Genomic DNA, 11,017 nt, shown 5'->3' with positions numbered 1-11,017 from the left:
TGATATACAGATATGACAATTAAAATACTGCCAGCACGCTTAGCAAACCAAATAGCCGCAGGAGAGGTGGTTGAAAGACCCGCCTCTGTGGTCAAAGAGCTGGTCGAAAACAGCTTGGATTCCGGTGCCACTCGAATTGATATTGATATCGAGAAAGGGGGCGCTAAGCTCATTCGTGTTCGCGATAACGGCAAAGGTATCGTAAAAGACGAATTGGGCTTAGCACTTAGTCGACATGCCACTTCCAAAATCCACTCCCTTGACGATCTAGAGGCGATTGTCAGTTTGGGCTTTCGTGGAGAAGCGCTGGCGAGTATTAGCTCAGTCTCGAGACTGACGCTCACCTCCCGTCCTGCAACTCAAGAACAAGCATGGGCAGCTCACAGTGAGGGGCGGGATATGGCAGTAAAGCTATTGCCTGCCGCGCATCCTATCGGTACATCGGTTGAAGTTTTAGATCTGTTTTTCAATACTCCGGCTCGGCGTAAGTTTCTTCGTACCGAGAAAACCGAGTTTGCTCATATTGATGAACTGATTAAACGTATTGCCCTGAGTCGCTTTGATGTCACGATAAACTTGCGTCACAACGGTAAACTGGTTAAGCAATACCGAGCGGCAAAAACCGACAGTCAAACTGAAAAACGCATTGCTGCTGTGTGCGGCAATAGTTTTGTTCGTCATATGCTCAAAATTGAACTGGAGCATCAAGGTTTAAGACTGCATGGTTGGATCACAACACCAGACGGCGCTCGTCAACAAAGTGATTTACAGTACTGCTATGTTAATGGGCGTATGATGCGTGACAAATTGATCAACCACGCTATTCGTCAAAGTTACGAGACCAGTCTTCGACCTGAGCAGTTTGCAACCTACATATTGTTTATTGATATCGATCCCCATCAGGTTGACGTCAATGTACACCCAGCTAAACATGAAGTGCGTTTTCACCAGGCTCGTTTAGTACATGATTTTATTTATCAAGCCTTAGCGGACGCATTGGCACAAAGCCAGCATATTGATAAACCCGAGATAAATGCTGCAGCGTTTCATCAGACCACTCAAGATGAGCAGGGCAATCAAGCGCCACTTTCATCGCCTAGCGAGTCGAGCGATTTCGCGGACGCAAGTTCGGTGCCTAAACAGGTATACCAAGCCATTGAGCGAGTGCCTGATTATCCAGGTAGAGCCACAGAATCGACTCAGCCGGCGCAGAGAGTGCGTGAATCCGCCCCACGTAGTGAATGGGTTGAAAGCCGCGGTGGTTCAAGGGCAAAAGAGAGTCAGCGCTATGCTCAACCGTCCCCATCGCAAGCGGAAGTTAAAGTGTATCAGCAACTGATGCAAACGCCGGATGTCCCAGCAATGAGTACAACGGTTGAACCCGCGCCAATGCCTGATTCTAGTGTGCCAGTCGCCTCACTGGGGAAAGCGATATGTATGGCATCTGGTCAGTTTGTTCTGATGGCAGATAAAACATCAGGTGCGCATTTAGTCTCATTAGCGAAAGCGGAGTGGCTGAGAGTTTTTGGCCAACTTCAAGTGGGTGAGCAGGGGTTAAAGAGTCAACCGCTATTGGTTCCTTTATCATTAAAAGTCGATTTGTCGCAGCAGCAGACTTTTGAGACTCTTCAAAGTCAATTTGCGTTGTTGGGGATTGAGATTAAAGTGCGCAACCCACAAACTTTGATGGTTATGGGCGTTCCTCAGCCGTTACGGCAACAAAACCTACAACAGTTGATACCAGATCTGTTATCTTACGCTGCTTTGTACACTGACCAAGCGAAGAGCGAAGCGAACTTAATCCAGCTAGCACTGTCGAAATGGTTAGCAGATCAAGTAATAAGCGTAAAAAGTGACTACACTTTGTCTGAAGCAATTCAAATCATCGCTGAAGTCGAAATGCTTTGGCAAGGTACGTTACCTTTGCATGATCCCCAGTTTGTAAGACCAATGGATTTTTCTGCTACGATCGCAGCCTTTAACCTATGAATAAACAACTACCACTTGCTCTATTTTTAATGGGGCCAACGGCGTCAGGTAAAACTGACTTAGCAATTCGTCTTCGCCAAAAGTACCCAGTAGAGATCATTTCCGTTGATTCGGCTTTGATATACAAGGGGATGGATATCGGTACTGCAAAGCCGGATAGTGATGAGCTGGCGGTTGCACCACATCGTCTGATTGATATTTTAGACCCAAGCGAATCTTATTCTGCGGCAGACTTCCGTCGTGATGCCCTTGCGGAAATGAACGAGATTGTTTCACAAGGGAAAATCCCCTTGTTGGTGGGTGGTACTATGCTGTACTACAAGGCGTTGTTAGAAGGTTTATCGCCGTTGCCTGCGGCTGATCCCGAGATTCGTCAGCAGATAGAGCAAGAGGCATCCACACTAGGTTGGCAAGCGTTGCACGATCAATTACGTGAGATCGATCCAGTTTCTGCTCAGCGTATTCATCCGAATGATCCACAAAGATTGTCTCGGGCGTTGGAAGTTTATCGAATTTCAGGTAAAACTCTAACAGAGCTGACGCAGACCAAAGGTGAAACGCTTCCCTTTAACGTCAAGCAGTTTGCGATAGCTCCCAAGGAAAGGGCTGAGCTCCACCGCCGAATTGAGCTGCGCTTTGAAAAAATGATCGACGCAGGATTTGAACAAGAGATGCGTTCGCTTTATGCTCGAGAGGATCTCCATCCTGATCTTCCGTCGATTCGTTGCGTAGGTTACAGGCAGATGTGGGACTATTTGGATGGGAAATGCAGTCAAGAAGAAGCGATTTTTCGCGGAATCTGTGCAACCCGCCAATTGGCCAAGCGACAAATTACCTGGTTACGCAGCTGGGATAATTTAACTTGGTTAGATAGCGAAAACATTGAACAAGCACTAGAAACTGTTTCAAATGCCGTGGCATCAAGCGGTTCAAGCTGTGTATAATGTGATCGCTTTTGCGTGAATGTACCCTGTAAAGGATCTGTTACTTGAATTTTGTGGTATTTACCGCCATAACAGTAATTCAGGGGTGTTTTTATCTTCGTTTAGCTCAGATGTGACCTAACGTGTTGCAGTAAACCACTAGCTAAATAACTAGAACAAAATTACAAAATAAGGAAAATAAAATGGCTAAGGGGCAATCTCTACAAGACCCATTCTTAAACGCTTTACGTCGTGAGCGTATTCCAGTGTCTATCTACCTTGTGAACGGAATTAAGCTTCAAGGTCAGATCGAATCTTTTGACCAATTCGTGATCCTGTTAAAGAATACGGTTAACCAAATGGTTTACAAGCACGCAATCTCAACGGTTGTACCTGCTCGTCCAGTAAGCCACCACAGTGGTGAACGCCAGCAAAATGGTGATCGTCCATCAGAGAAATCGGAAGATTAATCTCTGAGTACAATTAGTTTTATATTGAGGAGTTGATGCTTGTTTGACCGTTATGAAGCCGGTGAGCGAGCCGTACTTGTTCATATCAACTTCACGCAAGAAGGGGAGTGGGAAGATCTCAACGAGTTTGAAATGTTGGTCTCTTCAGCTGGGGTATCTTCGTTACAAGTTGTAACAGGAAGCCGCCAGTCTCCACACCCTAAATACTATGTTGGTGAGGGCAAGGCTCAAGAAATTGCACAAGCAGTGCAATGGTCTGACGCTGATGTGGTGATTTTTAACCACGCCCTTTCTCCTGCCCAAGAACGTAACCTCGAGAAGTTGTGCCAATGCCGAGTATTGGATCGTACAGGTCTAATTTTGGATATATTTGCACAGCGCGCCCGCACCCACGAGGGTAAGTTGCAAGTTGAGCTAGCTCAGCTTCGCCATATCTCTACTCGTCTGATTCGTGGTTGGACTCACCTTGAACGTCAAAAAGGTGGTATTGGTTTACGTGGTCCAGGTGAAACTCAGTTAGAGACAGACCGACGTCTATTGCGTGAACGCATCAAAGCTATTTTGCGCCGCTTGGAAAAAGTAGCAAAGCAGCGTGAACAAGGCCGCCGAGCGAGAAGTCGAGCAGAAATTCCAACCATCTCTTTGGTTGGTTACACCAACGCAGGGAAATCGACCCTGTTTAACCGAATCACTGCTGCTGGCGTTTACGCCGCGGATCAATTATTTGCTACATTAGATCCGACTCTGCGTAAAATAGAATTAGCAGATGTTGGTGCGGCAATACTTGCTGATACAGTAGGATTTATTCGCCATCTACCGCACGATCTTGTCGCGGCCTTTAAAGCGACGCTACAAGAAACGCAAGAAGCTGACATTTTGTTACATGTTGTCGATGCCAGTGACGAGCGTTTTCGTGAGAATATTCAAGCGGTACATGAAGTACTTGAAGAAATCGATGCTCACGAGGTGCCTGCCTTAGTTGTCATGAATAAAATTGACAATCTAGAAGGGCAAGAACCCCGTATCGAACGTGATGAGGAAGGTGTTCCTCGCGCCGTTTGGGTATCAGCAATGGAAGGCAAAGGTATCGATCTTCTGTTTGCTGCCTTGACTGAACGCTTAGCGAGTCAAATGGTGCAATACCAATTGTGTATTCCTCCACAAAATCAAGGCCGATTGCGTAGTACATTCTTCCAAATGAAGTGTATACAGCAAGAAGAATTTGACCAAGATGGTAACTTGTTGATTAATATTCGTATGCAACAGGTAGATTGGTCTAGACTTGAAAAAAGAGAAGGGGCAGTTTTACGTGACTTTATAGTTACTTAAATGACTGCTACAGTATAACGTCATATCAAATGATGGAGCTTTCTAATGGCGTGGAATGAGCCTGGTAATAACAACGGCAACAATGGCCGCGATAATGACCCATGGGGTAACAATAATCGCGGTAACAAAGGTGGCCGTGATCAAGGACCGCCAGACTTAGACGAAGTCTTCAATAAACTGAGTCAGAAACTGGGTGGAAAGTTTGGTGGAAAGGGTGGTAAAGGCCCGACTATCGGTGGTGGTGGTGCACTGGGTATCGGTGTTATTGCTGCAATCGCAGTCGCGATCTGGTTCTTTGCTGGCTTCTACACCATAGGCGAAGCAGAGCGCGGTGTTGTTCTGCGACTAGGTAAGTACGATCGCGTGGTCGATCCTGGTCTTAACTGGCGTCCTCGTTTTATCGACGAAGTGACTGCAGTTAACGTTCAAGCTATTCGTTCTCTACGTTCATCAGGTCTTATGCTGACTAAAGATGAAAACGTAGTAACGGTTGCGATGGATGTGCAATATCGTGTCGCTGATCCATACAAATATTTATTCCGTGTAACGAACGCTGACGACAGCTTACGTCAAGCAACGGATTCTGCACTACGTGCAGTAATCGGTGACTCTTTGATGGATAGCATTCTAACCAGCGGTCGTCTGTCTATTCGTCAAAACACTCAAGTCACCCTTGAGAAGATTGTCGATAGCTACGACATGGGTATTGAAGTCGTTGCGGTCAACTTTGAAGATGCTCGTCCGCCAGAAGAAGTGAAAGATGCATTTGATGATGCAACCGCTTCTCGTGAGGATGCGCAACGTTTCAAACGTGAAGCTGAAGCGTACCAAAACGACATTATCCCTAAAGCAAAAGGTCGTGCAGAGCGTCTGTTGAAAGAAGCTCAAGGTTACAGCGAACGCATTACCAATGGTGCATTGGGTCAAGTAGCTCAGTTTGAAAAACTGCTACCTGAATACCAAGCCGCGCCTGAAGTGACGCGCAACCGTCTATACCTAGACACGATGGAACATGTTTACTCAAGTACGTCGAAAGTACTGATTGACTCTGAATCGAGCGGCAACCTGCTTTACTTGCCTATCGATAAGTTAGCCGGTGAAAAGAGCAACTCGAAGAAGAGTACAACTCAGCAAACGTCAACTTATGACCAAATTGAATTGGAGCCACAGTTGAATATTCCGAGTTCTGACTCAACGTCGCGCTCAACGACTACACGTCAAGGGAGATATTAAGTATGCGTAAGTTAATGATCCCTGTTCTAGTCGTCGCGTTAGTACTGATGCTGATGTCACTATTCGTTATCCCTGAAGGGGAACGTGGTATCGTGATTCGTTTCGGACGAGTACTGAAAGACAATAACGAAATCGCTCGTATCTACGAGCCTGGCTTGCACTTCAAAATGCCACTGTTTGACCGCGTAAATACGCTTGATGCTCGTATTCAAACAATGGATGGCCGTGCTGACCGTTTCGTTACGTCTGAGAAAAAAGACGTGATCATCGACTCGTACGTGAAATGGCGTATTGAAGACTTTGGTCAGTACTACCTAGCGACAGGTGGTGGTAACGCTGCAACAGCGCAAACGCTACTTAGCCGTAAAGTGACTGACGTACTGCGTTCTGAAATCGGTTCGCGTGAAATCAAGCAGATTGTATCGGGTCCACGTAACACCGATATCCTGCCTGACGATGAAGCGGAAGTAACTACAGAAGCAGCCAAAGAAGCGTTAGAGATCGACGGCGAACGTGACATTATCATGAAGAACGTTCTGAACGGCACTCGTAAAGATGCGATGGAAGATTTAGGTATCCACATCGTTGATTTCCGAATGAAGAAGATCAACCTTCCTGACAGTATCAGTAAGTCGATTTATGATCGTATGCGTGCTGAACGTGAGTCGGTAGCAAGACAGTTCCGTTCTCAAGGTCGTGAGCAAGCAGAAGTTATCCGCGCTCAAGCAGAACTTGAGGTGGCAACCATTCTAGCGGAAGCAGATAAAACAGCGCGTGTTACGCGAGGTGATGCGGACGCAGAAGCGGCTAAAATCTATGCAGATGCTTACACGAAAGACCCTGAGTTCTTTAGCTTCTTGCGCTCACTACGCGCGTATGAGAAATCATTCAGCGAGAAGAGTGACATTCTAGTACTGGATCCGAACAGCGAGTTCTTCCAATACATGAATGATGCAAAAGGCGCTCAATAATCGTCTTTGGAAATAGATAAGCAAAAGGCTCCGCAAGGAGCCTTTTTTGATGTTACTTGAACTAGGAAGTAATGATGTCTAACTCAATTTGGTTAGCGATTGGCTTAGTGCTGATCGTCGAGGGCTTAGGGCCACTTCTCGCCCCCAATGGTTGGCGTAATATGATTACCGAACTGAGCAATCAGCCAGATACTCAACTGCGCCGTATTGGCGGTTGCTTGGTTGTTGCAGGTGCTGTGATCGCTTACTGTTTTGCCTAAGCCTATCTCTGCCATCGCATCAGTAATGCGGTGGCGGTGTCTCTTCTGAAGGATCGGCTAAATTGGACGTATCCATGTTTTTCACTTTGCCGACGACATACTTCATCTGATCCTGCATTTTAGTGATCAGCAATTGTTGCTGACTCAGCGCATCATTCAATGACTCAATAGTTTGCTCTTGAAACGCAATTTGGCATTCCAAGTCGTTGATGCGATTTTCCAGTTCAATGATATGCTTTTCTGTCATGGTCTTAATCTAATTTCCAAGCCTGAACAATGCCTGCAGAGGTACCTGTAACCACGCGGCTTTGATTGTCGAAGGCTGCATCATACACTACTGCCCGTGGAGGGCGAGCATCTTTTAGCGGCTCTGCTTCAAATCCGTCTAGGCGCTTACCGGTTTGCGTGTCCCATACCATGATGCGGCTTGATGGCGTTCCCGTAACCAACTGAGAGCCATCATCAGAAAAGCGTGCGCTAGAGAAAATCAGTTGTCGTGAGAAGCTGCTCAATTGAGTGATTTCTTTACCTGAAACCAGATCCCACACCACCGCATGATTGCCACTATCCGAGCTAAAGCCATATTGCCCATCTCGATGCAGAGCGACACGATTGACGCGCTGCTCGTGTTCAAATTTGTGTAACGCTTGCCCTGTGGAGGTATCCCATAAATAGGCGTTGTAATCATTCCCCCCAGTTAAGGCGAAGCGTCCATTTGGTGCCAAAGCAACGGAATTGACTTTTTCTCTGTGTGCGAGGAACTCTAAGCGGCGGCCGGTGACTAAATTGACATAGATTGCTTTACCATTTGATAACCCGAGTAATACTTGCTCGCCGTTGTTGGCAATATCGACATCGCGTATTGTGCCATCTGAGATCGACCATAGCCCTTGTGACTGTGTCCACGCTAAATCCCAAACCGCGAAATTAGTTTGGCTTGCGGTAATGGCATAGCGACCATTATCGGAGATGCGAATGCGTGACACCACACTGGCTTGTTGATCTTGTGCGCCTAACTCGGCAAGTTTTGTTGAATCGTGGAGATCCCAAAGCACCAATTGTTGTTGCTTGGAATAGAGTAAAGCAAAGCGAGCGTCACGGCTCAATGCGAGGCTACTGGCTCCTTTTGGTTCGAGATTCCAACGTTGATCGTCAGAATTCGAGAAAAAGCAGCCATTTAACGCTATGATGACAAAGACACACAGAAGAGTGTTTAAAAATATCCGCATTAAAGTTCCAAATATCTACTTGGTTTTCATTAATTTGAAGGCATATTGGATATATTGGTCTATCACGTTGATGCACACCAGTTTTTATTCAATATTTGTGCACAATGGCAATGCCATCAATTGGAGAATTCAATGAAATCGATTTTTAAAGTGTCACTGCTAGCCGCTACGGTAATGCTCGCGGTTGGCTGTCAAAAAGAAGAAGAACCAAAGCAAGAAGTCAAACCTGCAGTTGAGCAAGTTCAAGCTGAAAAAGCGGTTCACTTTAAGAGCGAAGATGATAAAGCAGCCTATGCAATTGGTGCATCATTCGCAAACTACTTAGCGCAAAGCATTGAGAAACCGAGCGAAATCGGTATCGATTTGAAAAAAGAGTTAGTTCTAAAAGGCATTGAAGATGTGTTCGCAGATAAAGCTGCGTTAAATGAAGATGAAATCCGCACGGCGCTAGAAGGTCTAGATAAGCGCGTAGCAGAAAACATGCAAAAGCAAGCGGCAGAAAAAGCGGCAGCAGCGAAAAAAGCTGGCGATGATTTCCGTGCAGAGTTTGCGAAGCAAGAGGGTGTGAAAACTACAGACTCAGGTCTGATGTACCAAGTGCTAACACCTGCTGAAGGTGAAAAGCCAAAAGACACCGATACGGTAGAAGTTCATTACAAGGGTACACTGATCGACGGCACGCAATTCGACAGTTCGTATGACCGTGGTGAAACGGCAACATTCCCACTAAACCGCGTTATTCCGGGTTGGACTGAAGGTGTTCAGTTGATGCCTGTTGGTTCTAAATTCAAGTTTGTTATTCCGCCACAGCTTGCATACGGTGAACAAGACACACCGAGCATTCCGGCAAACTCAACCTTAGTTTTCGAAGTTGAGTTGGTTAGCATCGACAACGGTGAACAAGCAGCGCAATAATTGATTGTGATTGTTAACTTAAGGCTCGGTTTTCCGAGCCTTTTCTATTTCTAGCTTATCGACAGCATTTATTTCTTTTTTAATGAAGCCAGTTGCGCATAAATAATGGTGGTAAACAGGGGAATTTATTTGTTCTAAATCACTAGTTAGTCTTATAGCTTAGTGTTCTATTCAAATTTTCTGATAAACTTACGTCAATTTGTTGATTAATCGCTCGAAGGCTAAGAAAAAGTGACGACGACAGAAACCTTAAATACGGATATGTTGCTCGAAATGGAATCCGTCAACGTGATGCCATTCAGTGAGCACGACAAAATCATACTAAAATCCTACGAAGCGGTAGTCGACGGAATGGCGAGCCTAATTGGTCCATTCTGTGAAATCGTTCTCCACTCGTTGGAAGATCTCAATACCTCAGCAATTAAAATTGCGAATGGGGAAAATACGGGTCGTCAAGTCGGTTCGCCGATCACCGACCTAGCATTAAAGATGCTCAAGGATATCGAAGGTTCAGAGCGCAACTTCTCTCGTTCGTACTTTACGCGCGCGAAAGGAGGGGTGTTGATGAAGTCGATCACGGTAGCGATCCGCAATGGTGATAACCGCGTGATTGGCTTATTGTGTGTTAACGTCAACCTAGACGCACCGTTCTCACAAGTGCTGCAATCGTTCATGCCAACTCAAGATGCTAAAGATGCGGCTTCATCAGTGAACTTTGCCAGTGACGTGGAAGAGCTGGTGGACCAAACGGTTGAGCGCACAATCGAAGAGATTAACGCTGACAAATCCGTTTCGAATAACACCAAGAACCGCCAAATCGTCATGGAGCTGTACGACAAAGGTATTTTTGATATCAAAGATGCGATTAACCGTGTCGCGGATCGATTAAATATCTCCAAGCACACTGTTTACCTCTATATTCGTCAGCGTAAAACTGAGGATGATGAGAAGTGAGTTTGACCTATACGCTGGTGGTTAATGGTTCAGTCTACGGCAGCCAGTCGGCGCGAAATGCCTACCAATTTGCAACAGCACTGATAGAGAAAGGACACACTCTCGTGAGTGTGTTTTTCTATCAAGATGGCGTGAGCAATGGTACAGCGTTGAGTGTGCCTGCTAATGACGAATTTGACTTAACCAAAGCTTGGCAGCGTCTGGCACAACAGCACAGCGTGCGTTTAGAAACTTGCGTCGCGGCAGCATTGCGCCGTGGCATTGTGAGCCAAGACGAAGCGCAGCAGCATGGTCTTACTCAAAACAATTTAGCGCAAGGCTTTCACCAAGCGGGGCTTGGTAGCCTTGCTGAGGCAATGTTAGTGCAAGATAGGGTGGTACAGTTTTGAGTCAATTAACCTATCTATTTCGCTCGGCACCTCACTCAAGCGCATCGGGTCGCGAAGGGGTAGATGCATTACTTGCCGCTTCCGCCTATTGTGAAGATATTAGCGTGTTGTTTATTGGCGATGGTGTCTATCAGTTACTTCAAGGTCAGCAACCTAATGAGATTCTGAGTAAAGACTACGCACCGATGCTCAAATTGTTTGATCTCTATGATATTGAGCAAGTCTATGTGTGTGAGGCTTCACTGCGCGAGCGTGGACTGGCACAGGCTGACCTCATCATCGATGCTGAGAAACTTGATACTCAAGCGATGCAAACGAAACTGCATCAAGCCGGTAAACTTCTTTCCTTCTAAGA

General features: G+C 46.1%; 13 protein-coding genes. 11 read left to right on the top strand and 2 right to left on the bottom strand.

The features are described from left to right. Positions 1-12 precede the first annotated feature (12 nt). The 7 genes from mutL (at position 13) to GZK95_RS13450 (ending at position 7,175) form a co-directional block, all read left to right on the top strand. A complete protein-coding gene (gene mutL / locus GZK95_RS13480; RefSeq protein WP_075716364.1) occupies positions 13-1,989 on the top strand; it encodes a DNA mismatch repair endonuclease MutL in 1,977 nt (658 codons plus the stop codon). Then, positions 1,986-2,933, top strand: a complete 948-nt coding sequence (miaA, locus tag GZK95_RS13475) for a tRNA (adenosine(37)-N6)-dimethylallyltransferase MiaA (protein WP_075709682.1) — start codon at positions 1,986-1,988, stop codon at positions 2,931-2,933. Before mutL ends, miaA begins: the two co-directional genes overlap by 4 nt. A 182-nt stretch (positions 2,934-3,115) precedes the next feature. After that, positions 3,116-3,382, top strand: a complete 267-nt coding sequence (gene hfq, locus GZK95_RS13470) for an RNA chaperone Hfq (protein WP_075709683.1) — start codon at positions 3,116-3,118, stop codon at positions 3,380-3,382. Between the two features lie 39 nt (positions 3,383-3,421). Continuing rightward, the gene (gene hflX, locus GZK95_RS13465; protein ID WP_075716365.1) at positions 3,422-4,711 is read left to right on the top strand and encodes a ribosome rescue GTPase HflX; all 1,290 of its coding nucleotides are present in this window, start codon (positions 3,422-3,424) and stop codon (positions 4,709-4,711) included. Positions 4,712-4,756: 45 nt separating this feature from the next. Continuing rightward, positions 4,757-5,944, top strand: a complete 1,188-nt coding sequence (hflK, locus tag GZK95_RS13460) for an FtsH protease activity modulator HflK (protein ID WP_075709685.1) — start codon at positions 4,757-4,759, stop codon at positions 5,942-5,944. Positions 5,945-5,946: 2 nt separating this feature from the next. After that, entirely contained in the window at positions 5,947-6,915 is a 969-nt protein-coding gene (gene hflC / locus GZK95_RS13455; RefSeq protein WP_075716366.1) for a protease modulator HflC, read from the top strand. A 74-nt stretch (positions 6,916-6,989) separates the two neighbouring features. Continuing rightward, complete coding sequence (locus tag GZK95_RS13450; protein WP_075709687.1) at positions 6,990-7,175, top strand: DUF2065 domain-containing protein; 186 nt, start codon at positions 6,990-6,992, stop codon at positions 7,173-7,175. A gap of 19 nt (positions 7,176-7,194) precedes the next feature. Here GZK95_RS13450 and GZK95_RS13445 read toward each other — a convergent pair whose 3' ends face one another. Together GZK95_RS13445 and GZK95_RS13440 are read right to left on the bottom strand one after the other, a co-directional pair. Beyond that, positions 7,195-7,422, bottom strand: a complete 228-nt coding sequence (locus GZK95_RS13445) for a SlyX family protein (RefSeq protein WP_075709688.1) — start codon at positions 7,420-7,422, stop codon at positions 7,195-7,197. Between the two features lie 4 nt (positions 7,423-7,426). Then, positions 7,427-8,404, bottom strand: coding sequence for a WD40 repeat domain-containing protein (locus GZK95_RS13440; RefSeq protein WP_075709689.1), 978 nt, complete (start codon positions 8,402-8,404; stop codon positions 7,427-7,429). A 132-nt stretch (positions 8,405-8,536) separates the two neighbouring features. Here GZK95_RS13440 and fkpA point away from each other — a divergent pair, with 132 nt between their 5' ends. The 4 genes from fkpA (at position 8,537) to tusC (ending at position 11,015) form a co-directional block, all read left to right on the top strand. Then, complete coding sequence (gene fkpA, locus GZK95_RS13435; RefSeq protein ID WP_075709690.1) at positions 8,537-9,319, top strand: FKBP-type peptidyl-prolyl cis-trans isomerase; 783 nt, start codon at positions 8,537-8,539, stop codon at positions 9,317-9,319. Positions 9,320-9,550: 231 nt separating this feature from the next. Continuing rightward, complete coding sequence (locus GZK95_RS13430) at positions 9,551-10,273, top strand: helix-turn-helix transcriptional regulator (protein WP_075709691.1); 723 nt, start codon at positions 9,551-9,553, stop codon at positions 10,271-10,273. A 2-nt stretch (positions 10,274-10,275) separates the two neighbouring features. Next, a complete protein-coding gene (tusD, locus tag GZK95_RS13425) occupies positions 10,276-10,662 on the top strand; it encodes a sulfurtransferase complex subunit TusD (protein ID WP_075709695.1) in 387 nt (128 codons plus the stop codon). After that, positions 10,659-11,015: a sulfurtransferase complex subunit TusC gene (tusC, locus tag GZK95_RS13420; protein WP_075716367.1), complete on the top strand. Its 357-nt coding sequence runs from the start codon at positions 10,659-10,661 to the stop codon at positions 11,013-11,015. Before tusD ends, tusC begins: the two co-directional genes overlap by 4 nt. Positions 11,016-11,017: the final 2 nt, after the last annotated feature.

Source organism: Vibrio panuliri (assembly GCF_009938205.1).
Taxonomy (GTDB): Bacteria; Pseudomonadota; Gammaproteobacteria; order Enterobacterales; family Vibrionaceae; genus Vibrio; species Vibrio panuliri.
Note: the sequence above shows the minus strand (reverse complement) of the source record. Positions and strands in the feature narration are given on the sequence as shown.